Origin of the sequence: Paenibacillus sp. ClWae2A, assembly GCF_032452295.1 — a bacterium.
Taxonomy (GTDB): domain Bacteria; phylum Bacillota; class Bacilli; order Paenibacillales; family Paenibacillaceae; genus Paenibacillus.
On record NZ_JAULSQ010000011.1, the window covers coordinates 111043 to 137620 of the forward strand.

The window sequence follows — 26578 nt, forward strand, 5'->3', positions numbered from 1 at the left end:
GTTGTTATTCAAATAGTTGTACGTACATATTCTAGCATGATTCAGATGGGATGAAAATAAAACCGAACATTTTTCGAAATAAACCGTACATAATCAGCCTTTTTAGAGAGAGGTGTACCTTACAGCATAGCCGATTTATAGCTATATAAGTCCTCTGAATAGTCAAATAGAGTACAATATGTGTCCTTTGTAAGTATAACTATTATATATTATTGACAAATGTACGTACAAAAAATATACTAAGGCTGTCAGAAAAGGAAAGCGCATTCTTTGAAAACACAAGAGAATGTATTTATACAAAATTCATTATTAGCTACTGCCATAAGTAAGAGCTTCACCTTATATATGCATCCTTAGGGATGTGAAATCGCGACCGGAGAGGGGATACACGTGATTATGAGTCAATTGGACTTGAAAGAAGCCATTACCAAGGGCGCTACTTCGCTCGGAATTGAATTTGGATCAACGCGGATTAAGGCGGTGTTGATTGACGAGCGTTTTGAAACCATCGCGTCAGGCAGTTATGAATGGGAGAACCTCCTGAAAGATGGATATTGGACGTACAACCAGGAGGATATCATCACAGGACTGCAAACGGCTTATCGTGAGATGAAGCAAGATGTGGAACAGAAATACGGAATCACGCTGCGCACGGTCGGTTCTATCGGATTCTCGGCCATGATGCACGGATATATCGCGTTGGATAGCGCGGGCGAACTGCTGGTACCTTTCCGCACCTGGCGTAACGCTACGACGGGGGCAGCTGCAAGAGAGCTAACGGAACTTCTGCAATTCAATATCCCTGAACGCTGGAGCATTGCTCACTTGTACCAAGCCATCTTAAACGAAGAGGTACACGTACCTCAGATCGATCACCTGACAACTTTGGCTGGATACATCCACTGGTTGCTGACGGGCAATAAGGCGATTGGGATCGGCGATGCATCAGGCATTTTCCCAATTGACGAGTCTACACATAATTACCACCCATCCATGATCCAACAGTTCGATGAACGGATCGCAGGCAAAGGTTATCCGTGGAAAGTCGAGGATCTTCTTCCCAAGGTATATCTCGCTGGTGAGAAGGCAGGTGCATTGACGGAAGCGGGAGCCAAGTTGCTCGACCCATCGCAAGATCTGCAAGCAGGCATTCCGCTCTGCCCGCCAGAAGGCGATGCCGGAACGGGTATGGTGGCAACGAATAGCGTGCGAAAACGTACGGGGAACATCTCCGTTGGCACATCTGTATTTGCGATGATTGTACTGGAGAAGGAATTATCCAAAGTCTATCCCGAGATCGATATGGTCACCACGCCTGATGGCAGCCCAGTAGGGATGGTTCATGCCAACAACTGCTCCAGTGATATCAACGCATGGGTAGGACTGTTCCGTGAATTCTCTCAAGCGATGGGATATGAAGTGGATAACGGCAAGTTGTTTAGTGTGTTGTTTAACAAAGCTTTGGAGGCAGACCCAGATGGCGGCGGCTTGCTCAGCTACGGTTACTACTCAGGTGAGAACATTACGGGACTTGAGAAAGGCCGTCCATTGTTCGTCCGCTCCCCGGAAAGCAACTTCAATCTGGCAAACTTCATGCGGACACATCTGTTCAGTGCCTTCGGTGCACTCAAGCTGGGCATGGACATTTTGACGGAGGAAGAGAATGTAGCCATTGACAGCATTTTGGCTCACGGTGGCCTGTTCAAGACCCCTGTCGTCGGACAACGGATTGTAGCTGCTGCGATGAACGTACCGGTGTCGGTAATGTCTACCGCTGGTGAAGGCGGTGCATGGGGCATGGCACTTCTGGCTTCGTACATGATCAACAAGGATCAAGAGGAGAGCCTGGATGTGTTCTTGGAGCAGAAAGTCTTTAACGATGTGGAGGGAGTCGAAGTGGCGCCGGATGCATCGGATGTGAAAGGGTTTGAAGCATTTATCGAACGCTATCGGAGTGGACTTGCGATTGAGCAATCAGCCGTAGATCATCTGGTAGAGAACGGGAGGGAATAACATGTTAGAACAACTGAAAGAAGAGGTATTCCAGGCGAATCTGGAACTGCCAAAGCACGGACTTGTGAAATTCACATGGGGTAACGTCAGCGCAATCGATCGGGAAAGCGGTCTGTTCGTGATCAAACCAAGTGGCGTCAGCTACGATACGATGAAAGCAAGCGACATGGTTGTGGTTGATCTGGACGGCAACGTAGTGGAGGGTGAGATGAGACCTTCCTCAGACACCGCAACACATGCCGTACTATATAAGCATTACTCGGAAATTGGTGGCATCGTGCACACGCACTCCACGTGGGCGACGATCTGGGCGCAAGCTGGACTGGACGTACCTGTTATGGGAACAACACATGCAGACACGTTCTATGGGGCTGTGCCTTGTGCACGTTTCCTGAATCAGGACGAGGTTGATCGTGGATACGAAGCGGAGACAGGACGCGTCATTATTGAAACGTTTGAACAGCGTGGGATTGATGTTATGGCGGTTCCGGCAGTGTTGCTCCATGGTCACGCACCGTTTACGTGGGGGAAAGATGCCAAGTCTGCGGTGGTGAACAGTGTCGTGCTGGAAGAGGTATGCAAAATGAACCTGTACGCGCGGCAATTGAATAACTTCGCGAAGGAACTTCCACAAGGTATTTTGGATAAGCACTATCTGCGAAAACACGGAAAAGACGCGTATTACGGACAGAAGTAATTAGGTTATAACAGTGACTGGAAGCATGTTCTGGCTTACAAGTGGTTTAGTGTGGGAATGATTTGTTCAACTATACTTTTTACACGATAACGGAGAAGACAGAAGAAAGCTGGAGAAGCGGAGCGTTCGCCTTTATCACAGGATTTTCCCTTTAAAAAAGGGAATCAAAAAAATCCGGGGATAACCAGCGATCGAAAGATTATTCTGGCTGCGCAGTGTGCTAGTGTAAACCTATTAGTTCAACTATAAAATAATGAAATGAGGATGATTATATGTCAGCAGCAAAAGAATTCTGGTTTGTGGTCGGTTCACAGCACTTGTACGGAGAAGAAGCCCTGGGCGAAGTAAAAGCCAACGCACAGAAAATCACGGATGCCCTTAATGCAAGTGGCGTACTGCCGTACCCGCTCGTATTGCAGGATCTGGCGGTAAGCGCAGATAAAATCACGAGCACGATGAAAGAAGTCAACTACCGCGATGAAGTAGCGGGTGTCATCACATGGATGCATACGTTCTCCCCGGCGAAAATGTGGATTCGTGGTACAAAATTGCTGCAAAAACCTTTGCTGCACTTGGCAACCCAATTCAACGAAAGCATTCCTTGGGCAACCATCGATATGGACTTCATGAACCTGAACCAAGCGGCACACGGTGACCGCGAATATGGCTTCATTAATGCCCGTCTGAGAAAACAAAATAAAATCGTTGTTGGCTACTGGGAGCGCCCAGAAGTGCAACAACAGGTTGCTGACTGGATGGACGTAGCGGTAGCTTATAATGAAAGCTTTAACATCAAAGTAGCGCGCTTCGGTGATAACATGCGTAACGTGGGCGTAACTGAAGGTGATAAAGTAGAAGCACAGATCCAATTCGGATGGACGGTTGATTACTTCGGCATTGGCGATCTCGTGCAATACGTGAACGCTGTAACAGAGCAGGAAATCGATGATCTGATCGCTCAGTATGGAGACCTCTACGAATTCGATTACGGCACGAACAGCAAGGAAGCTTGGGAAGCCAGTGTACGTGTACAAGCGAGTTATGAAATTGCGATTAAACGTTTCCTGGACGAAGGTGGTTACAGTGCCTTCACTACAAACTTCGAAGATCTGCATGGCATGAAACAGCTTCCGGGTCTGGCTGTACAACGCCTGATGGCTCAGGGGTACGGATTTGCCGGTGAGGGTGACTGGAAAACAGCTGCGCTGGATCGCTTGTTGAAAATCATGGCTCATAACGAGAACACAGGCTTCATGGAAGACTACACATACGAGATGGCCGCTGGACAGGAAGCGATCCTGCAATCTCACATGCTTGAAGTAGATCCGACACTTGCCAGCACCAAACCAAGAATCATCGTGTCCCCACTGGGCATTGGCGATCGCGAAGATCCGGCTCGTCTTGTATTCGATGGCAAAGCAGGCGAAGGTGTCGTGGTATCCATGGCAGACTTCGGTACACATTACAAACTGCTGATCAACGAAGTATCCGCATTTGAGCCAACTGTTCCAGCACCTAATCTGCCGGTAGCACGTGTTCTGTGGAGCGTGAAGCCGAACTTCCAAGATGGAGTGAAAGCGTGGATCGAAAATGGTGGTGGTCACCATACGGTTGTATCCTTGAACCTGACCACAGATCAGATCGTGACGTATGCGAAGCTGGTGAATCTGGAGTACGTTATTATTAAGTAAAATTTGAGTGGGAGCTACTGCCTGAACTCATACAATTTTTTTCTCTGTGGCCGGGGGTTAACCCTCGGCCCTTTGTTTGTTATGCTGAGAAGCATGATGTGAAGCTGAGCAAGGATTTGCTTTTTCATCGAAAAGGATAAGAAATGAAGGAGGAAGGGCATGTATACAAAAGAAAGCTTGATGCAGCAACTAGAGCAGCTTGGTATGGATAGGCAAGGCACGTTGCTCATTCACTCTTCAATGAAAAGTATAGGCGAGGTTGAAGGTGGAGCAGACACAGTGTTGGATGCCTGTAGCGACTATATGAAAGACGGATTGTTGGTGCTTCCCACCCATACGTGGTCTACCATCAATGCGGATAACCCAATGTTCCACGTGGAAAATTCTGTATGCTGCGTAGGCATTCTGCCTGAGCTTTTCCGTAAACGTTCGGGCGTGGTTCGTTCCTGGCACCCTACGCATTCGGTAGCGGCACTGGGAAGGGACGCAGAGGCGTTTACGAAGGACGATCATCTCTTCGACACACCGTGTGCGAGAGGTTCGGCATGGGGGAAACTGTTAGATCGGAAAGCGACGATCTTATTAGTGGGCGTTGACTTGAAGCGGAATACATTTATTCACGGGGTCGAAGAGTGGGTGGACATCCCTGGTAGAATGACGGACGAGCATGAGATGTTGTATACGGTTTTACCAGATGGAAGCCAGATTTCAGTACCATCCCGCAGACATTGTGGGTTGCCATGGTCGGAGCATTTCTGGAAAGTAGATGAGGTACTGGTTCGCGAAGGTGCGATGCGTAAAGGAAAGCTCGGCGATGCGGTTGTTAGAGTGTGTGATGCGGCTAAGACAGCAGAGGTAATTACGGAAATGCTGAAGGATAACCCCGATCTATTCACGGACAACCTCCCTCTACATGCAGTAACCGAATGATATAAGGGCCGTCCGATAGCCGGATGGCTCAATATGAATTACTTGATGATGTCTAATACCTCCCGAGCAGATGATGTACTCTCCTGTTTTGTACTCCAAACCTTCAAAAGCATTTATAAATCATCAGAAATAGATCAGCATTTCGATCAGAGGTTGGTCGGACTTCCAGTGTATGGGCTACTCACCCTTATGGTGGTGTGATAAGATATGGTTAAATTAACCAATATGTTTGGTGTAGCAGTATTGTATAGGTGTTTATTGAAGTTTTATATACGTATCACTTAGAATCATGAACAACCACGTTGTCATTGTAGCATCTAAGAAGGAGAAGATTCGTGAACCCATTAGTATGGTATGATCTCTTTTTATTCGTCCTATTGTTCGGTGTAGGTGTATATGTGTTTGCTACGGTTAGAATTACGAACTTACATAAGGTTTACTTTTTGTTTCACGGATTGATGATGCTCTGGCCTTTCTGTCAATTTGCGAGCACGCTCACGGATGATTCCGGTCTACAGTTGTTCTATGTTTTGTTGTCTTTCGTTGCGGTCTCTCTGCTTGGGAGCGGGTGGCTTCTGCTGACGATTTTTATTACCGGTTATTCAGAGCGGTTGAGTACAAAAGGAACCTTCCTGCTATTTGTCCCTGCGGTAATCGGGGCTATAGGTGTAGTTGCAAATCCATGGAACGAGTTCGTCATCCCGCTGGAGGGCGGGTACATCGAGCGGGCTTACGGCCCTTGGTTCTGGGTTGTAATGGGTATTCTGGTGAGCTATTTCTTGGCGTCCCTCGTCGTTCTGTTCCGGGCGGTGTATTCATCGCAGACGTCTGCCATGATCAAAAAACAGGTGAGGATCACCCTGTGGGGCATATTTGTCTTGGCTGTTTTTGCAACGATCGATGCGATCCTAAATGTCGTTCTAGCCCGCTGGTTGCCGATCATTCCTGGCATGACATCGCTGGGGATCTTTCTGTCAGACCTGTTTTTCGTCTATGTGATCAAAAGATACAATGTGTTCGATCTGGTCTCCATCGCGCATGAGGACGTAATCAATACGATTCCATATGGCATCCTGGTACTGGATGAGAATGAAGTCATTGTTGAAGCGAACAAAGCCTCTCGATCCTTTATGGATCTGCATGTGGGGGATTCTTTTGATATGGAAGCCTTTCTGGAGTCTGTTCAAGTTGTGGGCAGCTGTCGGGAGTTCGTGAATCATTATAAGAAAAAAGAAAATACCCTCTCTCAGGTTGAAGTGATCGTGGAGCGGGACAACAATATCCGGCACTATATCCTGCAATCGTCTCCGATTGTGGATTCGGTTCTTGTGCCGATCGGTCATATCCTTACGTTCCAGGATGTCTCACAGGAGCGTTTCTATGTGAAAGAGATGAATCGCCAGAACGTAACGCTTCAGGAGCGAAATCAGGCGCTAGACTTGATCCGTCAGGAGTTATCCGAGGCCAATCGCAAACTGGAGGAACTCGCGCTGACGGACAGTTTAACCAACTGTTACAACCGTCGTTATCTGACCCAACATCTGAATCATGAGGTCATTACCAATATTCAATACAAAACACCATTCTCTCTCCTGCTGCTCGATATCGACTACTTCAAAGCGATCAATGATCGCTATGGACATGTCATCGGGGATGAAGTGCTTGTCCGCACGGCGGAGGCCGTCAAACAATCGATTCGCAGTACCGATATCCTGACGCGTTATGGCGGGGAAGAGTTCATGATATACCTTCCGCACACGGAGCATGATTTGGCGAACCAGATCGCGGAGCGCGTGAGAACAGCTGTAGAGTCCAACCGCATTATGGTGGATCACGAGAGTACGCAGGTGTCGATTACGATTAGTATTGGAATTCTGGCCTTTGAGGATTTTGAAGTTGTGCATGTGCCGGACAATCCGGAGGGGTATTTGACTCAACTGTTCGCTGCGGTGGATAAGGCGTTGTATCAGGCGAAGCAGAATGGGCGGAACAGAGTGGAGTTTGCGGCGTTTGAGCGGGGTGTTGTTTGAAAAGGGAAATAAAAAAAGAGTGGGGGTGTGACTCCGCTCTTTTTGGTGTTAGCGCATGATATTGATCCAGATATTTTAATTGGAATTTTTATGTGTTTTTTCGATAGCAATTAAAACTTCTTTGCTAATTTTGGTCAATGATACGATTGTATCTGCGCTTTTGCCGCTTATTAAAGTTATATGTTCATCCAAGGCTCTTTTGTACTCAGAGTCTTCTTTGAATTTAAAGATTTCTTCAGCAGTAACCTGCAATCCATTCATTATTTTCTCAAGAGTCTCCAAAGAAATGTTACGATCTCCCCGTTCAACTCCACCAATATAGCTGTAATGAAGCCCTGCTGCTTCGGCCAGTTGTTCCTGAGTCCAGCCTTTTGCCTTCCTTAACTCACGAATTCGATTTCCTACGTCCTCTGGTAAACTCATTTGATCACCTCCACTTAAGGTTAGAAGAGGTTATAGAATCCTTACAGACTAATATGTGCAAAGGAAATAATTATTAAACAGTACTTATGAGTACAATTTATATTGATCTTCTTTTGGTTTATCTATACAATTGTAAGAAAATCGATAATTAAGGAGGATTATCTTTGCGAAAATCTATCCTAAAATCACTTAAACCGGACATCATTGTTGAAATGCTGGACATGGCTATGGCTTCAGAAAAATAGATTCTTCAAACAACGAAAATATGTACCATTACTGTTATCAGCGGGCTTTGTATGAACAGTGGATGGGAAGACCGCAGGATGCCGTGGAGTTCATTTTGCAGGCAATCAGGTTAGCGGATAAGCTTGGGATGGATCGGTATTTTATAAGGTGCACAGCATTGTTGGAATCATTGCGGGAAGAGGCGACGGCGGAGCAGATCGGGCGGTATCGGGTGATGCTGGAGGAAATGGGATAGAGGAACGAATAAAGTTCGTGTCTCATCTAACAACAATGCTATATACAACGGCCTTCTTTTTGGGTATTATTGGAATGCTTATCAAAAATTCAATAATACCCAAAAGGAGAGAAGACATGAAAGACAAAGTGAAAGGTTTAGTTATAGGTGTATTAATAGGTTCATTATTAACAGGAGCAACTGCTTTTGCAGGAACTAATACTAAGATTAGTGTAGTAATGGAGAACGTTAAGATGATGTTCAACGGAGTACATAAGAGCACGACTCAATCAATCGTTTATAATGGAAACTTGTACATACCTGCTAAAACAGCAGCTCAAACTATGGGGGAATCCTTCACGTATGACGGGAAAAGTAAGACAGCCTCTTTTGGTGCTAAAGCTGGTACATTTAAGTACTTGGAAGAAGTTTCCTACGCTAGAATAGATGGTATTGTTGATAGAGTTTATTTTAAGAATTGGGAAAATCCTAAAGGATTGAAATTCACTGTAGCGAATCAAAAATATCTTCATGGTGTGGGCACCATTCTAGATATACCTTGGGGTGGTTCTAGTGATGATAAGGTTTCTATAGATTATAATCTAAATGGTGCTTATAAAAAATTAACGGGATATATCGGAATTGATGACTACACACGTAATTCTATTAATTCTGGTTCTTTAATTGTTAAGGGCGACGGGGTAGAGATATTCAGAAAAGATGATATGAAAGGTGGAGACATGCCAGAAAACATTAGTATTGATGTTACGGGAATACTAAAACTCCAAGTTTTCTTTGAAGCCTCTTTAAACAATGGAGAGCAAATCAATATTGTTCTTGGTGAGGCTAAGCTTATTAAGTAACATTTGTCATAATGATGTGGCCTGCCTGCGATCCTATAAGATCGTAGACAGGCCTTTGCTTTAATCTGGTGTAAACTTAGTCACGATCAGGAAGAATGGGCTTTCTATTTTCTAAATTAAACCAGTTCTCAACGTGATCACTTAAGGATGGTATATCACTGATACCTTTTTCGCATATTTCGTTATATTTTTCGCCTAAAATCTCCTTTAGGTTATGATTTTTCTTATATTCATCTGTTAATCTTGCCTGATATGCTTCTAATGGTTCTAAACTGTAATTTTGGTTTCGAGTCTCAAGACCAAGATACAACTTCCATTGTAACTCTCCCTGAAAAGCATCTATACAATCTGTTAATTCATTATACAAATCCCCTGTATTATGAAATCTGAAGTGAAATCCAGGGACTCTATTATAGATATCCTCTTCGGCGTACATATTGTATCTTACCCATTCGTAAGTAGATAGTTTGGATAAACTGTATGCTACTAAATTAGACAAATCAACATCTTTTTTATCCATAGTGTAAATGTTCATTACGTAACTCTCTCCTCATTCATCGAGACTCTTAATTGAAACCTTTAGGTTACCATCATTTTGTGTTCCTATATTTTTTAAATAAACATCTTTAGGTATAGGGTTATCGCTATATCTGGGATCATAAACATATTTTCCATCAGAATATACGGTATGGTAGTCAAACTTTTCCTTCACTCCATATTCGTAGACTTCTATACTTCCATACTTCTCTGAAGAACGTAGTGTGATTATCTCTCCTTTGCCCTTGGCTGCATTGGCTAGGTCTTCCGCTATCTCTGAGCAGTCATAGTTAAGGTCATCACGGTACTTTACAGACTTATCCAACATTTCTTGGTGTACAGCAGGCGTTCCTGTATAAGAGGCTGAATTATCATTGGATGCCTCACGCTCAAGTTCTTTATTTCTATTATCTCCCCCACCAGAATCGATATGGGGCGAGTGATGCTGTTTGCCATCAATGGACTTGATCCCGACTTTTCTACCGAAGATTCCGAGGAGCATAGAAGTTGTGATATTTGCGGCGTACTCTGCTCCGCCTTCTTGCTTCATTTTATCGAACTCAGCTGCAATATGCTTTTCTGCCTGTTCTCGGGTATCTCCGTTATCCCACACATAGTTCCAACTAAAGGCGATTCCGCTCCCTATGTCGGTAACGGTACCAATGGTATTATCATACAAGAAGTTACCCGCAGTATCTAATGGATGTTCGATAAGGTCTCTACCTAGTTGCAGGGCAGAGTCCCCAATCGCTAATATGTTTTCTCCGGCCTGATTGAAAAAGGCATCCACATGTTCCTCAACGCTACGTTTAGGAGGGGGATCGTTAGGGCCGCAAACAAGATCATTGGTACGAGGTGTGCCCGGATTGGCCTGATACTGTAGTAACGCAGAGATGTTAACCATAGTAGAATCGGTATCGACAAAACGTTCCCGAATCTGTTCCAAACGAAGAGATATTGTATGCAGCAACTCCAGCGTGGTATTCAGGTTTTTCTCTGCATAACGGTATAAGTGGGCAAAGCGTTCGGCTGTCTCGCCTTCAAAACCGCCGAGTAGGGGAGTGAGTTGGCCGTTTAATCTAGTCAGTGTTTGTTGCAAGTGCCCGTGTCCTATCTTAAACACGCCAATCGTGTGTGTCATTTGATCCACAGGGATCTGTATCTTTGTCATCGTCTCAATCCTCAGTTCTTGATCTGTACTATATTTTAATCCATGTTAGATGCTGTTTGTGAGGACCTATAGTTCTATTTGTTTGTACCCATTCTCCTGAAATCCTCAAACCGAGATGTATTGTTTGTGCCAGGAATAATCTTACTGTTAGGAGGGGCATCTCCCCATTAGAAATGATAATGTTGATTCCGTTTTATTTGAGTATAAATGCTCAATTATGCTTTAAAAAACTTTATTCTATGGCATCATAAAGTTCCGACATTCGGTCAGCCAATTCCAACTGTGGCTGCATTCGCTGATGATTCATATCGGTAGGCGTCATGTACAGCACTTCTTTTCCCTGCTCAAGCATCGTGACATGGAACAATACCCCTGTTGCATCTTCTTGGTCCGGATCAAGTACGATTTCTAAATCACGTACCTTTTCAATCCATTCCTGAATCAGCACTTGATCTGTAGTTATTTTTTTAGTGCCATCACTGCCGCGCATCATTTCAATAGAATCAACCTGTGTAATTTCGTCAGGATAGAAGGTGTATAATTCCCTTGATACTTTACTTACTCCGACTTGATCGGGCTGATTAGAACTTTGGCAGCCGCTAAGAATCAGGATCATAACTGTAGCAATCATTAAGACGATAAATGAATATCTTCTCATGGTATTCCCCCTCTTTAGTCCCTAAACGAATTTTGTATTTGGAATGTTCCGCATAAACTCTATTTTGTTTAACCCTTAAAGTACATCGATGTTACTGGTGGAGGTGTGTCCATATGAAATTTATGAAGGTGTTGTTAATATGTTCACTGTTATTTATATTGAGTGCATGTACCATTTTTAATTCAAATGATCAATGGGTTCAAGGGTATGTAAAAGAGATTGATCAATCGAACAAAAGAATTCTTGTAATAAGTGATTTGGTACCAGAGGATCTTCAGGAAGATACTAATAAATTAATACAATCAAACAAATATAGTGAAGTATATTGGGTTAGTGGTATAAACCTGTCTAAGTTTGATGTTGGGGACGAGATAGAAATAACCTATGATACTTTAGAGACATCGTACCTAAGAAATATACTAAGTTAGCAAAAGAGTAAAACAAGATGGCTTAAATCGATTTAATATATGAAGAGTGTTGTCTATGCTGATTTAGTGCAACACTCTTCTTTCTTTTTGCTTAGAAATCTGTATGTGATTTAGTTGACTCCAGAGTTTGAAATAGTTTGCACTTCAAACTTCACTTTTGAATCATTGCGGGAAGAGGCGACAGAGGAGCAGATCGGGCGGTATCGGGTGATGTTGGAGGGGATGAAGTAGGAAAGGTATTTACTGAAACTGGTAGGATATGCCTTGAAGTGGGTATATGCATATAGGACCATAGCACCGATGAGGAGCACAGCTTGTGTTTTTACCATGGTGAAATCAGGATGTTAGCCGGATAGTTTACATATTACACTTCTGCTAACATGGGATAATCCTATTTCGAATGAGCGGAGAAACGTATGAGTACAATCAAAGTTACCCCTGAACAACTACATCACGTATCGAATCAGGTGGATCAAGCCAGACAACAGTTGGAGAGTATACGAAGTGAACTGACGAGACAGATCATGTTCGTTCAAATGATGTGGATGGGCGCAACGCAGGAGCGATTTTACTATGAGTTCGAGCAGTCACGACCTATACTGGATAAAGCGCTGGAGAGTATGGTGAACACATCCAAGGAATTGAAGGATATCGCCACGCGTTTCCAAGATGCAGAAGCTCAGAAGGTAAGTCTGGGTGGTGCGTTTGGAGCTGTCGGCGCCGCAGCTATGATGATCAAATCATCAGGAGATTCAGGTTCGGGTGATAAGGGCTATCGGATGGCGCAAGTCAATATGTTTGGTAAGTGGGTATGGATGCCTGTCAACGAGAATGGTGTTGCGGATCAGGCTGCTCTTCAGGCTTATCAGAGGGATCAGGGAAATCTGGACTTTAATCGCATGCAAGCTGTGAACGTTGAACCGCCTGGGGAAGATATTTTTGCGTTACAGATCAAGGCGTTTGAGATGGGGATTCATCCTACGACGGGAGAGCCTGTATCCGATAAATATGCTCAGATGATGGTGACCTCTCTGAAGTTTAGTCAGATATTCATGGCGATTCAGATGGTTCGTGGGAGTATGCCGGGTGGTAAAGGGCCGTTTCGATTGCCAACTTCTAATCCCGCTGTGGCGAAGATTAAGCAGCATATTGAGGCTGCAAGTACAGGTGGTAAGAGCCCGGGAAATATAGTATCATCACAAAAAATCAATAATAGGTTCCCTGATGATGCTCAAGCTGGGAAAGAGTTCACCTTTAGTATAGAGAGCGGAAAACTGAAAGATGTAAATGGACTTAATGAGATGGATTTTGTTGTAGACATGAAAAACAAACTTCATATAGGAAGAGGTCATTCTTTTCTAGCAAATGGTGAGTCTGTTCAAGCAGCAGGGAAGCTAAAGATAAATGCGGATGGTCAGGTTAGAAGAATCACCAACTTATCTGGACATTACACGCCCTCAGTTGAACAAACAAGAGCATTTCCACAAATTCTGGAACAGGCTGGGGTAAGAACCAAAAATGCATGGTTAGAAATATTCTCTATAGATACAACTCCTTCAGGATATGTTAATACCAATGAACTTGTTAAAGTCTCAAGTACGAAAATTTCAGGGAAGTAGGAATGACTTTGGAACAGATAAAGCAGATGAATAAAGAAATATTCAAAGAAAATTTATTAAAGACAATTCAAGAAATCTCAAATGAAATTGGGTTAACATCTAATGAATATAGATTCATTATCGAGCCTGTGAGGGAAAAGGATAAGCCTTTGAATAGTGCAGATGATATGATGCGATTGAATATTTTGAGTGAGGATAATATAGGAGGAAAGCAGTTACCGTTAATCAATACGGTGAATGTTCTTTGCGGTTTAGAGCCAATGGTGCCTATATGGATTAATGTAATCTTTATAGGTTTAGATGAAGCAACAGCGATCTTTAAATTACAGTGTAGTCTAAGGTTTAGAAAGCCTACTTTGTTGAGAAATGTTGAAACAGGACATGCTCCCTTTAAAGCGATTATTGAAAGAACAGATTAAAGATAATGACCTTTATAGTCAACTAGCCCACAGAGATACGGATGAGGGGTTGTGAAGAGATTATGTATGAATATCATGGATGGGCAACTATTAGAGAGAGTGCTTCATTTGAAGAAGATGAAGATCAATATGGTTTAGTTATTCAACATCTGCGGGAATATGTAGAGGAGCTAAATTGGCCTACAGGTGTTTTGGACGTGAGAGCAGTTAACGGTGACTTTCAACTATGGATAGCGGGCCTAGATAATCACAAACCTGTATCAAAGTATGATCCCGCCGAAGTGTTGAAAAAGGTAGGTGAAATAGCTCCGGGTTCCTACGGAATTCTTTATGTAAGAGATAGTGATGATACGGAATCCTTCAATCAGTTTAAGGTCTACACTTTAATCCGAGGTAAAGTAATGGAGAATAATGATCCGTTTCTCTCCCCATTCATACCTACACTAGAGGATGAAGAGCTATGAAATAAGAGTTAGATCTTAAATTTGAGCATCACAAAAAGTGGTTAGAGACTAATGGTCAAGAAGGTGAGAAGCTACGATTACAGGAAGTTGATTTTCAACATTATGAGTTAACTGGTGTGTGTTTGGCACAATCGTATATGACTAGCTGTAATTTTGATAATCTTAGCCTGAACAACATGGATTTCCATGCCTCAGTTTTAAGTTCGTCAACTTATAACGACGCAGAATTAGTGAATTGTGATTTTTATAAGTCGGACCTATCTTATACTGAATTTTCTAATGCAACTTTGAATGGTGTAAGACTTGCTAGAGATGATTTTTGGGAGACTGAGTTTAAAAGGGCTACGATTATAGATTGTAATTTTTCTGCAAGTAGCTTCTCTCTAACTGACTTTAGTAACGCTTCATTAATAAATATAGATATAAGCGAATCGAGGTTTGAAGGAGTTTCATTCTATGGAGCAACTTTGAAAAATATGAAAGGAATAACCGAAGCGAATTTCCATAGCATTAATGTCGGCACTCCTGACAACCCAACAGTCCTTTTAGGTCAAGATGCAGCAAAATGGTTAGAAGCTACCGTGGATGAATAAATTTTAAATTAAATCTTAAAGACAAGTGCTGAATTGAATTTAAATTAACGGAGTAGGCATGTTAATAAAATATATGGACCTAGATTCTTTTAAGGAATACTTACTAAAAACTGTAGATGAATTATCCACCTATCATAACGAAGTACTGGGTGAAAACAGTAAATTCATAATTACTACGATTGAGGAGCGGGGTAAATCTTTAAATTCTACAGACGAATATCTTTACCGGGGAATGTTAAATTCGAATAATTTAGATGGACGCGAGTTCGATATTGATTCTGTTATAAAGATATTGGGTTGTAGAGTACCCTTGTGCCCCCTTTGGATAAAAGTTTTGCTTAAAGAAGTCAGGGCTGAAGCACCTGTAATTGAACTGCAGACGAGTCTAAGATTTCGTAAACCAAGTTTGTTACAAAACCAAGAAACGGGGCATCCTCCGTTCATAGCAGTTCTACAGTCTTTAAACTAATAAAGAAGAGAATAACGAATGTTTATGAATACCTGAATCTTAATAGATCGGACTATTTCTGGGTGTCTGGTTACGATTGGGCTGAATCTTCTAAATGGAGGTCACTATAAATGATCGAAGAGTCTAGAGAAGTAATACGAAAAAGAGCGGCTCTTCAAATGAACGATCCTGCAATCGAGCAATATAGAGATGAACTAATTAATATACTAAGCCAGAATGAAGATGAGACGATTCAATTCCTCAAGAACTGTAGTAAGGACGAACTTATTTGGGTTAGTGAGGTGTTTGAAGAAATAGCTTATAATCTCCAAAGTACAGAATATATCAACACCCTCAAGGAATGTGATAAAAAATATCCTGATTTAAAATTAACGAATATTATCAAGACGGCCATTTCTTACATGAATTAATCTTACCGGTATACAGAAAGTAGGATCAAACTGGGAGATGACTAGATAGAGGTTATTGTTTAATATGTACAAACAATTAGATAATCTTTTATCAGCTGTGACGACAGTTGATTCCTGGTATGATGACGGTTGTATTATAGCAGCAGAAATATTGGAGCATTTCGGACAAAGTGATTGGGATAAGGTAACCATTGAGGTGTTGGATAAGCCACTGTACTGGAAGAAAAAGCTGGCTTACTGTCTAGATAGTACACAGCACACACAAGAATTTGAAATCCTGCTTTCTCTACTTTCTGTTGAAGACAGCGAGTTGTCTGAAATATGTATAGATACATTAAGAAGTTACACATCTACTGAACATAAGCAACGAATTATAAATCATCCAATGATATTAGATCGTGTGCATGATGCAATTTCAGGAGCAGGCACTGCCAGTAAAAATATTTTAGGGGAATTTCTTAAGGGGTTAACATAGGTGAATTGAGTATAATGAAAATTCTCCATATGCTTTCTGATTTTAATATGCGTCTAGACATACTTTCAAACGATAACGCAGTTGCTAGGGCTGCGTTATTTAGTCGTTACCTTGTACGTAACTCTAAATGGTTTGGTACACGACCGACTAGAGAGAAATGCAAGGGAATCTACGAATCAGGTTTGAAAGATTCTTATTCTATGGAGCGGCTCTGAAAAATTGCTATATTTATACATTCAGAGTACAATTAAGTAAAATAATGGTATACATAGAATATAACAAGAGGCCGGGGATAACAATGGGGGAAGAATGGTGGCGACTATTTGAAGCAGATTTCGATACCTTGAGCTACGAATTACAGGTATACTTTTACGATTCGTTTTTTCAGTTTGCTTATAAAGAGATTATCTTTCTACTGAAGGATCACTCTCTTACAGAGGATATTATTCAAGAATCTTTTTTGAAAGCGACAAAGAGTCGTCTTCAATTAAAAGATTTAGCCAGTGGTAAGAAATGGGCAAAGCGTATTATTCGAAATCAGATGATTGATTCAATAAAAAACAAAAAAAATCGTCATTGGACAAGTCTTGAAGCCGTCTATAATACACATAATGCTGCTACTCTAGAAATAGCCGCTGATATAAGCGTCGAAACGACAATTGAACATAATTTTCGAAATCAATTGCTGCAAGAAGCGATTAGGGAATTAAAACCTGACTACCAGGATGTGCTTCTGAAATACTATATGGACGAAAAGCCATATAAAGAAATAGCCATTGAATTAGGTATTAGTGAGCAAGTGATTGCTCAACGTCTTGTTAGGGCTAGAAAAGCACTGCTAAGTAAATTTTCAAGAAAATGGGTTGATGAAGATGAGTGAAAACGACAAATTTGATAAGCTGATATACGATCTATATCAAGAGCTCGAAGTTCCTGACAGCACGCCTTCTTGGGATATATTGGAACTCAAACTCCAAAAACGCCGACAGCGAAGGAAAATCATGCGTCGTCTGCAAGTGGCAACAGGTGTTGTCTGTGTTTCTCTTCTGATTGGTATACTGGTGACTAATAATAGCGATCCACGAGCCCATGCAGGCCTTACATCCTTTTTCAAAAAGCACTGATATCACATCAATTGAAAAACAATAGCTGTGTCCATCTTGTTAAGCCTAAATCATCCTGGTTTCCGTCCTTGTGACACAAAAAAATACCCCATTGAGAGGAGTCTGCTCTATGGGGTACAGTTTAAATATATAGAGGATGGTTCACATGTACCGCCTGCGTGTATCATGAACATATTAGATCAAATACATCCCACAGGGACTAAGTTCTATTTTTATAAAGGTAAACAAAATAATTAACTGCACCTAAAGCTAGGACTACAAAAAACATAATAGTGGAAACAGTGTCTCCGCTCATCCCTAATTCATCTGAAAGAATTCCCGCCTGATATAACAAAAAAGCAGATACAATATAAGTAATTAATAATGTTGTAATTATTGTTGACCTGTTAATGATTTTATAATGATTCTTCTGAAGAATGATAATTAAGAACGAGATAATTAAAATAATAATAAATAGAATATATATGGGTCTAAAATTTATAAATACGTTTATATTATCCATACGCCTACCACTCCCTGTTATTTTTAACCTGAGAAAATCTAAAAATGCCAATAAAACTGCCCTAAAAGGGCAGTTTTATCGTATCATCAATAAACCCTGTACCACAACATGACTCTATATCATTTTCCATATAATATCCAAGCTCTGAGTCATTATATTCGACATGCATCAAATTAAGGAAGAATTACAAAGGTGGGTTGCAGAGATTGAGCACAGTTTTGACATATCCTACATCCGGTCTAGCTGGCTCTATATTCCAAGGGTTTTTACTCTCCGCATGGGCGACATGGCAAAAGTATTGGTTGTACATCCCATCTGTATTAGACCAGTTTTGAGTATTAGTAGAATGAATCGAATATAGTTTATCCCAACTATCAAATGCTCTTGCTTCATACTCATATTGTGTTGTAGCGTCATAGATATAATTTGTATGCGTTAGACTTAGAGATAACACACCAGATCTCGTTATCCAAGCAAAACTCGAAAAATAATCAGAATAGTATGTCGCAGCAATTCTAAATTCAATTTCAAGTGGTGTAGTCGTATCATCTGAACTGGTTTGTAACATCAAAGCTTTTTCCGTGTTTTCTGCAATGAGTTCGGCTTCTTCATTGCCACCAACAAGTTGTGCAGAGAATACTCCGATTGACCTGCCTTCTTTATTCAATATATTTCCCGCTATACCACCATTTGTTCGCGCTTTATTCGTACCCATCTTCGTATTTTCATCTTCTTGTGCAAACATTGCACGATCACGATCCGTAAGAATTTTTATGGATTCTCCATTTGTAAATTTAAACGGAATTTCAATAACTGTATCAGTGGACGGGGTATACCTAATTGTTTGAATTAATTTGTCTTGATCAGCTGTTTTCAGGAAATTAAGCGAATGAAGAGAATCATTTCTAACTAAAGGCTCCCCTACGCCAAATGCCAAATCGTCTTCAGTAGTTAAATTGGTTATGGACTCTTCCGTTACCCCATTTGCTGATACTACATGCCCTAAACTTAACAGTAGTGCAAAACTCAAGAACAATGAAAGAAATTTTGTTTTTTTGGATAAACGCTTCATAAAAAATACCTCCTTAAACTCAAATGGTTAATATAATCGGGCTAAGGCATTCAGGCAACGATATGACAATGTTCAAGTTTTATTGCATACCTCCTTTTTTTATAAATTTTGTTTAAATATCCATACGATGACTTATAATCCAATAGCAAGCGATTCTAATACACTAGACGACAGTTGCTTATAAAATATGATGGTTTTATTGTTTTTTTGTAAATAAAGAATCCGCTCTCATCCGAGAGTCGGATTTTTTCTCGTTTCACTACCAACATAACTCTTGTCAAAACGTAATCATTACGATATGATAATACTCATTGTTTAGATCATAATGATTACGATTAAGAGAGAGGGGCATTACCTTGAATAAAAAGACGCCACTGCTAGCGCTGGTCTCCTTGGCCTTGAGCGCTGGACTGTTGAGCGCCTGCGGATCATCTGAGTCCAGTCCCGCTGCGCAGCCATCCACCGATAATAAAAATGTTCACTTCCTATATAACTTCTCCACCAGTTCGCTAGATCCACATGTGGATTCAAGCTATGTGCCGCTGCGCGCGGGCATTACGGAAACGCTGGTTCGTCTCGATGAAGAGAACTTGACGGTGGCTCCGTGGCTCGCCGAGAGCTGGGAGAGCGAAGATGGTCAGCATTGGACGATCGACCTGCGAGATGATGTGACCTTCCAGAATGGCAAGCCAATGACGGGTGAATCTGTTAAGGCATCCCTTGAGCGGGCACTGGAAGAGAATGTAGCCATCCAGAACGCGCTGAAGATCGATACGATTGAAGCCGAGGGCGACAAGCTGGGGATTACCACAACTCAGCCGTTCCCGGAGTTCGCTTCCGAACTGGTGAATCCCAACACGGCGATTATCGACGTGAGTGAGCCGGACGTTGTGAACAAGCCGATTGGTACGGGCCCGTTCAAGCTGACTTCTTTTACCCCAGGTAGCAAGCTGGAACTGGACCGCTATGATGAATATTGGGACGGAGCATCGCCTCTGGATTCCATCACGTTCTCATTCAATGAAGATGCCAATGCCCGCACACTAGCGCTCAAATCTGGGCAGGTTGATATCGTATACCGTCCGGAGGTAGAGAGCCTCGAATCGCTCAAAGCGATGGACGGCATGAAGGTTGAGTCCACATCGACATTCCGTGTGCATCAGCTAACGATGAACATGCAACGGGAGAGTATGAAGGACCTTAATGTTCGTCGTGCGCTGGACGCGCTGATTGACCGTCAGGGCATCGTGGACACGATCCTGCTAGGATATGGCGAAGCTGCTATCGGACCGTTCCTGCCATCGCTGCCATTTGCGCCAACCTATACGGATACAGCAACGGAATCTGGAGCTGATGTCGCTGTAAAATACCTCAACGAAGCAGGGTACACGCAGCAAAACGGCGTGATGACCAAGGACGGCAAACCATTGCAACTGACGCTGCTGACATATTCGGCTCGTGCCGATCTGCCACTGATTGCTCAAGTGTTCCAATCTGATGCGAAGAAGATCGGTATCGACGTGCAGATTCGCCAGATTGACACGCCGGAAGATTATATGGCGTCCAATCGCGATTGGGATATTGCAACGTACAGTAATTTGACGGCCCCGCGTGGCGATGCTGGATATTACCTGAATGCAACGTACCATCCGAAGGGTGCTCTTAACTTCAGTGGATCGGAAGATCCGGAACTGACCAAGATCATCGACGAACTGAATCTCACAGTTGCACTGGAGAAGCGCGCAGAGCTTGCCGAGAAGGCAGCCAACTACGTGCATGACAACGTGCTGAATTCATTCGTGCTGCATCCAGGTACGATCGTTGCCTACAACGGCAAGAGGATCAAGAACTGGGTTACCACTCGCAGTGAATATTACATGATTACCAATAAGCTGGATGTGATGTAATGTTTCGCATTTTGCTTCGGAAGTTCCTTGAGGTATTTATCTTTCTGTTGTTCATTATGTTTGTGAGTTTCCTGTTCATTCGTCTGGCTCCCGGTGATCCCGTACTGACGATCCTGAATGTGGACGAACTGTCCGTTAGTCAGGAGCAGGTGGAAGCTGTACGCGAGCAGATGGGCTTCAACGATTCGCTTCCTGTCCAGTTCGGTAACTGGTTGCTCGATTTCGTTCGACTCGACTTCGGCGTATCGTATTCGACAGGCCAGCCTGTCATGCAGACCCTGATGCGTGCGCTGCCAGCTACGGCTGAACTGACGATTGGCGCACTGCTGGTCATGCTCGTGATAGCGATCCCGCTCGGCTCGCTGTCAGCGCTCCATCGTGGCAGTTGGATTGACCGCGGCAGCCGGATGCTCTCCATTGTGGGTGCGGCGGTGCCGAGCTTCTGGCTGGGTCTGATCCTGATCGACATGTTCGGCGTACGCTTCGGCAATCTGCCAACCATGGGCCGGGATGGATTCACCTCACTTATTCTGCCATCTCTGACGCTGGGACTCGCTATCTCCAGCGTTTATGTGCGTCTTTTGCGTTCCAGCTTGTTGGATTCACTCAGTCAGGAGTTCGTTCGGTCCGCTCGAGCAAGAGGGTTATCCGAAGGCCGGATCTTCATGCTACACGCGTTTCGGCATAGTCTTCCGCCTGTCATTACGGTATTTGGCGTAAGTCTCGGCAGCCTGATTGGCGGAGTTGTCGTGATTGAAGTGTTGTTCGCTTATCCGGGTATTGGCAAGCTTGTCGTTGACGCCATCCGCCAGCGTGATTATCCACTGATCCAGGGTTACATCCTGATCATGGCTATCGTGGTATTCCTCGTGAATACGGCGGTTGATCTATCTTATCGTTATTTGAATCCTGAAATGAAACTCAAGGAAAAGGAGGCCCACCGATGAAAACCACTTCCCTGCCCATTTCGCCTACAAAATCTAATAAACATAGCTGGCAGGCGATCATTGGTCTGCTGTTTGCACTACTGGTCATCGCGGCCTCCTTGTATGCCTTTTTAGTTCTGAAGCATGATCATACCTTAACCGATCTGCGCGGACGATTGCAGGGCGCAAGTGCTCTCCATCCGTTCGGTACCGACCACCTGGGCCGCGATGTACTGACACGTCTGTTGCTTGGCGGCGGACAAACACTGGGGTATAGCTTGCTGGCACTCGGTGCTGCATTGCTGATCGGCATTCCGTTTGGCTTGATCGCGGGTTACAAACGTGGCTGGGTCGATAAGCTGTTCATGCGGATCGCTGATGCTTTTCTAGCTTTTCCTGATACTATCGTGGCGATTGTGCTTAGTGGCCTGCTTGGCGCGGGAATCGGTAATCTGGTATTGGCGATCGTAATCGTAAAGTGGGTTAGCTACGCCCGTCTCGTTCGGAGTACAGTTTTATCGGAGTCCCAAAAGGATTACATTCGCATCGCCCGGACCAACGGATTGTCGGACGGTCGTATCATGAGAAAACATCTGCTTCCGCATATCGCAGGCCATGTGCTCGTGTTAGCCAGTCTCGATCTGGGCAAAATCATTCTGCTCATCTCATCATTGTCCTACATCGGCCTTGGCGCACAGCCGCCAACACCTGAATGGGGTGCGATGCTGAATGACTCACGGCCTTACTTCCAGTCTCGGCCGGAGTTGATGATCTATCCGGGCCTTGCCATTGTCTCGATAGTCCTGCTTGCCAACATGCTGGGCGACTATCTAAGAGACCGGTTTGACGTGAAGAAGGAGGTGCAGCCATGATTCTCTCCATTGAGGAGCTGAGCATCTCCAGTCGGGATCGTACAATTGTAGATCAAGTCTCTCTGGCTGTTCGCGAAGGCGAATTCATGGCATTGGTTGGACAGAGCGGTAGTGGCAAAAGCTTGCTCTCGCAAGCGATTGGTCGTCTGCTGCCGCCCAACCTGCATGCGTCGGGACGAGTCATGTTCGAAGGCAGCAACCTGCTCGAACGGAAGCCAAAGGAGATGCGCGCCCTGCGGGGAAGCCGCATCTCGTATATTTTTCAAGACTATCAGGGAGCCTTTACGCCATTTCGCAGTATTGGTGGGCACTTAGATGAGTACCAGAAGGTACATGGGGAAAAGTCTTCTGCCCTCCGCAAGAAACGGGCGGAGGAAGCGCTGGAATCGGTTGGCCTTGGTGCTGAATTGTTGCGCCGCTATCCGTTCCAGTTGAGCGGTGGACAGCTTCAGCGAGCATCAATTGCTACATCGCTGATGCTCTCACCTCGTCTGCTGATCGCTGACGAAGCAACAACGGCACTGGATAGTGTGTCCGGGCATCGCGTGTTGGAACTGCTGGCACGGAAACAAGCGGAAACAGGCTGTGCCATTCTGTTTATAACGCATGATTGGCGCCATGTACGTCGCTATGCCAACCGCTTGGCTGTCATGAAGGAAGGGCAGATCGTCGAATCTGGCGGGAAACATCGCATTCTCGATCATCCTCAGCATGAATATACGCGCCAGTTGATTGATGCGGCTCCCGTCCTGAGCCGATCGCTGAAGTCGGGATTGAAGGAGGCAGGAACCGAATGAAGACGACCGCAAATGATGAACGCCTTGGACTCGTCCAGTCCGAAGAAGAATCTGGTGTGCGAAGCCACGATTTTGCTAAAAATGTAAACCATGCAGACACAGACAATGCAGTCATAGATCCTGCGGATACAGATACTACGGATAGAGGTACAGATGCTGATTTAGATACCGCTGCTGCAAAGACTGCTTCATCGTCCAGCATCTCCGGCAACCCCGTGCTTCACGTGGAACATCTGAGCCGAACGTACGCGGGTGCAGACCGACCGGCTGTGAATGATATTTCCTTTGCCCTGAACCGCGGCGAATGTCTTGGCCTGGTTGGTGAGAGCGGCTGTGGCAAGAGTACGCTCGCCCGCTGTCTGCTGCGGATCGAAGATGCGGATAAGGGCTCGATTATACTGGGCGTACAGGATATCGCGCGGCTGAGCGGTCGACGGTTGCAGCCTCATCGCCGGAAGATTCAGATTGTTTTCCAGAATCCAATGGCAGCACTGAATCCCAAGCTCAAGATTGCCGATTCACTAATTGATCCGTACGAACAACTTGGACGGAACGCCGAGCTGTCCCACTTTACCTACACATCGAAGGATGCTTACGTCCAAAAGCTGCTTGAAGCTGTCGAACTTCCTAGCGATTTGGCTGGACGATACCCTCATGAGTTAAGTGGTGGACAGCGTCAGCGCGTCACGATCGCACGTGCCATTGGCATTGAGCCGGACGTTGTTGTTCTGGATGAACCTACGGCCAGCCTGGACGTGATCTCGCAAGGAGCAGTTTTGCAGTTGCTCACCGATCTGCGGACATCGCTTGGTCTGTCATACTTGTTCATCTCGCATGATCTGGCTGCGGTACATCGCATGAGTCAGCGCATTATCGTCATGCGGGAAGGTCAGATCGTTGACCGCTTTGGCACAGATGCGTTGTTCGCTGGAGAACGCCATCCGTACACGAAGGAACTGATTTCAATTTTCTAAGTACTCCCGGAAACGCCGGGAGTGGTAATCGTTAATTATAAATAAAGAGCCGCTTAGCGAAACATTCGAGAGCGGCTCTTAGCGCATCCATTTTCACAGCTATACAAGATTTCATGTGCCAAGTCCCACGAAAACCGGGCTCCTTTCTTTGTTTTGAACAAATATATCTTTCAGGCCTATAACCGGGCTAACGTTCCGATGTAAACTAGCGTATACTGATGGAATAGCAAATATCTTGAAATTGCATATTTAAATTGCTCTATATTATTGATACACTAGATCAAGGTTATAATCATTCAGAGAAGGTGCGATCCCGTTCAAGAATGGGCTTGCTGCAAATGCCAAATCGATAACGCTTACATCCTTTTGGCAAATATAGGATATAAGGACGGTAGACATGAGCCAGGGACAAACGAGTACAGATGTTATCTTGATTGGTGCCGGAATTATGAGTGCAACTTTGGGAACTTTGCTAAAAGAATTGGCACCAGACTGGAATATTAAGGTTTTCGAAAAGCTAGCCACTGCAGGAGAGGAAAGCTCCAACGAATGGAATAATGCCGGAACCGGGCATGCTGCATTGTGCGAACTTAACTATACCGTTGAACGACCAGACGGAACCGTAGATATTAGCAAAGCGATTAAAGTGAATGAACAATTTCAGATCTCAAAGCAATTTTGGTCCTATCTCGTCAATAGCCGTCTGATTCGTAATCCGCGGGACTTCATTATGCCGATTCCTCATTTGAGTTATGTACACGGAGAGAGCAATGTCCAGTTTTTGAAAAGACGTTATGACTCCTTGTCGAATCACCCGCTGTTCGCTGGCATGGAATTCTCGGATGACAAGAAAGAGCTGGCGAAATGGATGCCGCTGATGATGAAAGATCGTACCAGTAATGAACCTGTTGCAGCGACCAAAATTGACTCCGGTACGGACGTTAACTTTGGTGCTTTAACGCGTATGCTGATCAACCATTTGAAAGAACAAAACGTGGGTATCCACTACCAACATAGCGTGAAGAATATGAAACGCACCAGCGATGGACAATGGGAATTATCCGTGAAAAATCTGAAGAGCGGTACAGTCGAGCGCCATAAGGCAAAATTCGTCTTTATCGGCGCGGGCGGCGGAAGTCTGCATTTGCTCCAGAAGACGGGCATTCCGGAAGGTAAACATATCGGCGGATTCCCGGTCAGTGGGATCTTTATGGTGTGCAAAAATCAAAAAGTCGTGGAACAGCATCACGCCAAAGTATACGGCAAAGCTTCAGTAGGGGCTCCGCCGATGTCCGTTCCGCATCTGGATACCCGATTTATCGACAATAAGAAGTCGCTGTTATTCGGACCGTTTGCCGGCTTCTCGCCGAAGTTCCTGAAGACGGGTTCCAATGCCGACTTAATCACGTCTGTTAAGATGCATAATCTGCTTACGATGCTCGCAGCAGGTGTCAAAGAAATCTCTTTGACCAAGTACTTGATCCAACAACTGATGTTATCCAAAGAACAACGTATGGCAGAATTGCGCGACTTTGTTCCGGGTGCGAAGAGTGAGGATTGGGATATGGTTCTGGCGGGGCAGCGTGTGCAGGTGATCAAGGATACTGTCCAAGGTGGCAAAGGAACGCTCCAATTCGGTACAGAAGTGGTCACGTCTGCAGATGGAACAATTGCGGCTTTGCTAGGTGCATCACCGGGTGCATCCACGGCAGTTCAGGTCATGCTTGAGATTCTTCAGCGTTGCTTCCCGCAGCATATGGAGGCATGGGAGCCTAAGATCAAGGAAATGATTCCATCCTATGGCATATCACTTGTGGAGAACCTGGATCTTCTCAAAGAGGTTCATTCTTCAACAGCCAAGGCGCTGGGGTTATCGGATGAAAAACATGTCATGCACGTATAACCATTAGCTTATCGTGTTAGATAATAATCAAGCCAAAGAAGAGAGCTAAGCCGGGGCGACACCCGTGCCTAGCTCTCTTTTTTAGGTTTATTTCGTATATCAGAACTTGATCGTGAGCTTGAATTTGGAATTGAACATGAACATGTCCGCT

Annotated in this window: 27 protein-coding genes; 22 read left to right on the forward strand and 5 right to left on the reverse strand. The window is 44.1% G+C overall.

The window, feature by feature from the left end; genetic code table 11:
- The first annotated feature begins 396 nt into the window (after positions 1 to 396).
- The 5 genes from QVE09_RS24805 (at position 397) to QVE09_RS24825 (ending at position 7361) form a co-directional block, all read left to right on the forward strand.
- Complete coding sequence (locus tag QVE09_RS24805) at positions 397 to 2013, forward strand: xylulokinase (protein ID WP_315938962.1); 1617 nt, start codon at positions 397 to 399, stop codon at positions 2011 to 2013.
- 1 nt (position 2014) lies between these two features.
- Positions 2015 to 2710 (forward strand): L-ribulose-5-phosphate 4-epimerase, encoded by a 696-nt coding sequence (locus QVE09_RS24810; protein WP_036611813.1) that lies wholly within the window; start codon positions 2015 to 2017, stop codon positions 2708 to 2710.
- Between the two features lie 272 nt (positions 2711 to 2982).
- Positions 2983 to 4401, forward strand: a complete 1419-nt coding sequence (gene araA, locus QVE09_RS24815) for an L-arabinose isomerase (RefSeq protein WP_017691494.1) — start codon at positions 2983 to 2985, stop codon at positions 4399 to 4401.
- A 159-nt stretch (positions 4402 to 4560) separates the two neighbouring features.
- Positions 4561 to 5331 (forward strand): AAC(3) family N-acetyltransferase, encoded by a 771-nt coding sequence (locus tag QVE09_RS24820; RefSeq protein WP_315938963.1) that lies wholly within the window; start codon positions 4561 to 4563, stop codon positions 5329 to 5331.
- A gap of 335 nt (positions 5332 to 5666) precedes the next feature.
- Positions 5667 to 7361, forward strand: coding sequence for a histidine kinase N-terminal 7TM domain-containing diguanylate cyclase (locus tag QVE09_RS24825; RefSeq protein ID WP_315938964.1), 1695 nt, complete (start codon positions 5667 to 5669; stop codon positions 7359 to 7361).
- Positions 7362 to 7436: 75 nt separating this feature from the next.
- On the opposite strand, the gene QVE09_RS24830 is transcribed toward QVE09_RS24825, so the two are convergent.
- Complete coding sequence (locus tag QVE09_RS24830; RefSeq protein ID WP_315938965.1) at positions 7437 to 7784, reverse strand: helix-turn-helix domain-containing protein; 348 nt, start codon at positions 7782 to 7784, stop codon at positions 7437 to 7439.
- A gap of 307 nt (positions 7785 to 8091) precedes the next feature.
- Between QVE09_RS24830 and QVE09_RS24835 the strand changes: the two genes are divergently transcribed.
- Entirely contained in the window at positions 8092 to 8265 is a 174-nt protein-coding gene (locus QVE09_RS24835; RefSeq protein WP_315938966.1) for a hypothetical protein, read from the forward strand.
- A gap of 116 nt (positions 8266 to 8381) precedes the next feature.
- Positions 8382 to 9107 (forward strand): NPCBM/NEW2 domain-containing protein, encoded by a 726-nt coding sequence (locus QVE09_RS24840; protein ID WP_315938967.1) that lies wholly within the window; start codon positions 8382 to 8384, stop codon positions 9105 to 9107.
- A 76-nt stretch (positions 9108 to 9183) separates the two neighbouring features.
- Here the strand turns inward: QVE09_RS24840 and QVE09_RS24845 are convergent, their stop codons facing one another.
- The 3 genes from QVE09_RS24845 to QVE09_RS24855 form a co-directional block, all read right to left on the reverse strand.
- A complete protein-coding gene (locus QVE09_RS24845) occupies positions 9184 to 9642 on the reverse strand; it encodes a hypothetical protein (protein ID WP_315938968.1) in 459 nt (152 codons plus the stop codon).
- Positions 9643 to 9657: 15 nt separating this feature from the next.
- A complete protein-coding gene (locus QVE09_RS24850) occupies positions 9658 to 10815 on the reverse strand; it encodes a WXG100 family type VII secretion target (RefSeq protein WP_315938969.1) in 1158 nt (385 codons plus the stop codon).
- A gap of 232 nt (positions 10816 to 11047) precedes the next feature.
- Entirely contained in the window at positions 11048 to 11473 is a 426-nt protein-coding gene (locus QVE09_RS24855) for a hypothetical protein (RefSeq protein WP_315938970.1), read from the reverse strand.
- Between the two features lie 122 nt (positions 11474 to 11595).
- Here QVE09_RS24855 and QVE09_RS31570 point away from each other — a divergent pair, with 122 nt between their 5' ends.
- The 9 genes from QVE09_RS31570 to QVE09_RS24895 all read left to right on the forward strand — a co-directional run bounded on the left by QVE09_RS31570 (position 11596) and on the right by QVE09_RS24895 (position 17474).
- On the forward strand, positions 11596 to 11901 hold the full coding sequence (locus QVE09_RS31570) for a DUF3221 domain-containing protein (RefSeq protein ID WP_397387093.1): 306 nt from the start codon (positions 11596 to 11598) through the stop codon (positions 11899 to 11901).
- 416 nt (positions 11902 to 12317) lie between these two features.
- Positions 12318 to 13520 carry a WXG100 family type VII secretion target gene (locus tag QVE09_RS24860; RefSeq protein ID WP_315938971.1) on the forward strand — a complete coding sequence of 401 codons (1203 nt, stop codon included), beginning with the start codon at positions 12318 to 12320 and terminating at the stop codon, positions 13518 to 13520.
- Between the two features lie 2 nt (positions 13521 to 13522).
- Positions 13523 to 13939, forward strand: a complete 417-nt coding sequence (locus QVE09_RS24865; protein WP_083678715.1) for a hypothetical protein — start codon at positions 13523 to 13525, stop codon at positions 13937 to 13939.
- Between the two features lie 62 nt (positions 13940 to 14001).
- Positions 14002 to 14403, forward strand: coding sequence for an Imm7 family immunity protein (locus QVE09_RS24870; RefSeq protein ID WP_315938972.1), 402 nt, complete (start codon positions 14002 to 14004; stop codon positions 14401 to 14403).
- Positions 14404 to 14525: 122 nt separating this feature from the next.
- Positions 14526 to 14996 (forward strand): pentapeptide repeat-containing protein, encoded by a 471-nt coding sequence (locus QVE09_RS31645; RefSeq protein ID WP_483874300.1) that lies wholly within the window; start codon positions 14526 to 14528, stop codon positions 14994 to 14996.
- A 579-nt stretch (positions 14997 to 15575) separates the two neighbouring features.
- Positions 15576 to 15875 carry a hypothetical protein gene (locus QVE09_RS24880; RefSeq protein ID WP_315938973.1) on the forward strand — a complete coding sequence of 100 codons (300 nt, stop codon included), beginning with the start codon at positions 15576 to 15578 and terminating at the stop codon, positions 15873 to 15875.
- Positions 15876 to 15939: 64 nt separating this feature from the next.
- The gene (locus tag QVE09_RS24885) at positions 15940 to 16350 is read left to right on the forward strand and encodes a hypothetical protein (protein WP_315938974.1); all 411 of its coding nucleotides are present in this window, start codon (positions 15940 to 15942) and stop codon (positions 16348 to 16350) included.
- 298 nt (positions 16351 to 16648) lie between these two features.
- Positions 16649 to 17230, forward strand: a complete 582-nt coding sequence (locus QVE09_RS24890) for an RNA polymerase sigma factor (RefSeq protein WP_315938975.1) — start codon at positions 16649 to 16651, stop codon at positions 17228 to 17230.
- On the forward strand, positions 17223 to 17474 hold the full coding sequence (locus QVE09_RS24895; protein WP_315938976.1) for a hypothetical protein: 252 nt from the start codon (positions 17223 to 17225) through the stop codon (positions 17472 to 17474). The genes QVE09_RS24890 and QVE09_RS24895 overlap by 8 nt, the downstream gene beginning before the upstream one ends.
- Before the next feature lie 686 nt (positions 17475 to 18160).
- Here the strand turns inward: QVE09_RS24895 and QVE09_RS24900 are convergent.
- Positions 18161 to 19048, reverse strand: a complete 888-nt coding sequence (locus QVE09_RS24900) for a DUF2599 domain-containing protein (protein ID WP_315938977.1) — start codon at positions 19046 to 19048, stop codon at positions 18161 to 18163.
- Between the two features lie 356 nt (positions 19049 to 19404).
- Here QVE09_RS24900 and nikA point away from each other — a divergent pair, with 356 nt between their 5' ends.
- The 6 genes from nikA to QVE09_RS24930 all read left to right on the forward strand — a co-directional run bounded on the left by nikA (position 19405) and on the right by QVE09_RS24930 (position 26427).
- Entirely contained in the window at positions 19405 to 20955 is a 1551-nt protein-coding gene (gene nikA / locus QVE09_RS24905; RefSeq protein WP_315938978.1) for a nickel ABC transporter substrate-binding protein, read from the forward strand.
- The gene (nikB, locus tag QVE09_RS24910; RefSeq protein ID WP_315938979.1) at positions 20955 to 21902 is read left to right on the forward strand and encodes a nickel ABC transporter permease; all 948 of its coding nucleotides are present in this window, start codon (positions 20955 to 20957) and stop codon (positions 21900 to 21902) included. The genes nikA and nikB overlap by 1 nt, the downstream gene beginning before the upstream one ends.
- Positions 21899 to 22753 (forward strand): nickel transporter permease, encoded by an 855-nt coding sequence (gene nikC, locus QVE09_RS24915; RefSeq protein WP_315938980.1) that lies wholly within the window; start codon positions 21899 to 21901, stop codon positions 22751 to 22753. Before nikB ends, nikC begins: the two co-directional genes overlap by 4 nt.
- Positions 22750 to 23550 (forward strand): ABC transporter ATP-binding protein, encoded by an 801-nt coding sequence (locus QVE09_RS24920; RefSeq protein WP_315938981.1) that lies wholly within the window; start codon positions 22750 to 22752, stop codon positions 23548 to 23550. Before nikC ends, QVE09_RS24920 begins: the two co-directional genes overlap by 4 nt.
- Positions 23547 to 24524 (forward strand): ABC transporter ATP-binding protein, encoded by a 978-nt coding sequence (locus tag QVE09_RS24925; protein WP_315938982.1) that lies wholly within the window; start codon positions 23547 to 23549, stop codon positions 24522 to 24524. The genes QVE09_RS24920 and QVE09_RS24925 overlap by 4 nt, the downstream gene beginning before the upstream one ends.
- Positions 24525 to 24921: 397 nt before the next feature.
- On the forward strand, positions 24922 to 26427 hold the full coding sequence (locus tag QVE09_RS24930) for a malate:quinone oxidoreductase (protein WP_315938983.1): 1506 nt from the start codon (positions 24922 to 24924) through the stop codon (positions 26425 to 26427).
- Positions 26428 to 26578 lie beyond the last annotated feature (151 nt).

What these genes read in the sequence shown, in the direction of transcription:
- QVE09_RS24840 (WP_315938967.1), top strand. Translation starts at nt 8,382, where the DNA reads ATGAAAGACAAAGTGAAAGGTTTAGTTATAGGTGTATTAATAGGTTCA.
- QVE09_RS31570 (WP_397387093.1), top strand. Translation starts at nt 11,596, where the DNA reads ATGAAGGTGTTGTTAATATGTTCACTGTTATTTATATTGAGTGCATGT.
- QVE09_RS24920 (WP_315938981.1), top strand. Translation starts at nt 22,750, where the DNA reads ATGATTCTCTCCATTGAGGAGCTGAGCATCTCCAGTCGGGATCGTACA.
- QVE09_RS24820 (WP_315938963.1), top strand. Translation starts at nt 4,561, where the DNA reads ATGTATACAAAAGAAAGCTTGATGCAGCAACTAGAGCAGCTTGGTATG.
- QVE09_RS24810 (WP_036611813.1), top strand. Translation starts at nt 2,015, where the DNA reads ATGTTAGAACAACTGAAAGAAGAGGTATTCCAGGCGAATCTGGAACTG.
- QVE09_RS24930 (WP_315938983.1), top strand. Translation starts at nt 24,922, where the DNA reads ATGAGCCAGGGACAAACGAGTACAGATGTTATCTTGATTGGTGCCGGA.
- QVE09_RS24830 (WP_315938965.1), bottom strand. Translation starts at nt 7,784, where the DNA reads ATGAGTTTACCAGAGGACGTAGGAAATCGAATTCGTGAGTTAAGGAAG.
- nikC (WP_315938980.1), top strand. Translation starts at nt 21,899, where the DNA reads ATGAAAACCACTTCCCTGCCCATTTCGCCTACAAAATCTAATAAACAT.
- nikB (WP_315938979.1), top strand. Translation starts at nt 20,955, where the DNA reads ATGTTTCGCATTTTGCTTCGGAAGTTCCTTGAGGTATTTATCTTTCTG.
- QVE09_RS24850 (WP_315938969.1), bottom strand. Translation starts at nt 10,815, where the DNA reads ATGACAAAGATACAGATCCCTGTGGATCAAATGACACACACGATTGGC.
- QVE09_RS24835 (WP_315938966.1), top strand. Translation starts at nt 8,092, where the DNA reads ATGGGAAGACCGCAGGATGCCGTGGAGTTCATTTTGCAGGCAATCAGG.
- QVE09_RS24895 (WP_315938976.1), top strand. Translation starts at nt 17,223, where the DNA reads ATGAGTGAAAACGACAAATTTGATAAGCTGATATACGATCTATATCAA.
- QVE09_RS24870 (WP_315938972.1), top strand. Translation starts at nt 14,002, where the DNA reads ATGTATGAATATCATGGATGGGCAACTATTAGAGAGAGTGCTTCATTT.
- QVE09_RS24900 (WP_315938977.1), bottom strand. Translation starts at nt 19,048, where the DNA reads ATGAAGCGTTTATCCAAAAAAACAAAATTTCTTTCATTGTTCTTGAGT.
- QVE09_RS24890 (WP_315938975.1), top strand. Translation starts at nt 16,649, where the DNA reads ATGGGGGAAGAATGGTGGCGACTATTTGAAGCAGATTTCGATACCTTG.
- QVE09_RS24925 (WP_315938982.1), top strand. Translation starts at nt 23,547, where the DNA reads ATGAAGACGACCGCAAATGATGAACGCCTTGGACTCGTCCAGTCCGAA.
- QVE09_RS24845 (WP_315938968.1), bottom strand. Translation starts at nt 9,642, where the DNA reads ATGAACATTTACACTATGGATAAAAAAGATGTTGATTTGTCTAATTTA.
- QVE09_RS24860 (WP_315938971.1), top strand. Translation starts at nt 12,318, where the DNA reads ATGAGTACAATCAAAGTTACCCCTGAACAACTACATCACGTATCGAAT.
- QVE09_RS24865 (WP_083678715.1), top strand. Translation starts at nt 13,523, where the DNA reads ATGACTTTGGAACAGATAAAGCAGATGAATAAAGAAATATTCAAAGAA.
- QVE09_RS24855 (WP_315938970.1), bottom strand. Translation starts at nt 11,473, where the DNA reads ATGAGAAGATATTCATTTATCGTCTTAATGATTGCTACAGTTATGATC.
- araA (WP_017691494.1), top strand. Translation starts at nt 2,983, where the DNA reads ATGTCAGCAGCAAAAGAATTCTGGTTTGTGGTCGGTTCACAGCACTTG.
- QVE09_RS24880 (WP_315938973.1), top strand. Translation starts at nt 15,576, where the DNA reads ATGATCGAAGAGTCTAGAGAAGTAATACGAAAAAGAGCGGCTCTTCAA.
- QVE09_RS24805 (WP_315938962.1), top strand. Translation starts at nt 397, where the DNA reads ATGAGTCAATTGGACTTGAAAGAAGCCATTACCAAGGGCGCTACTTCG.
- QVE09_RS24885 (WP_315938974.1), top strand. Translation starts at nt 15,940, where the DNA reads ATGTACAAACAATTAGATAATCTTTTATCAGCTGTGACGACAGTTGAT.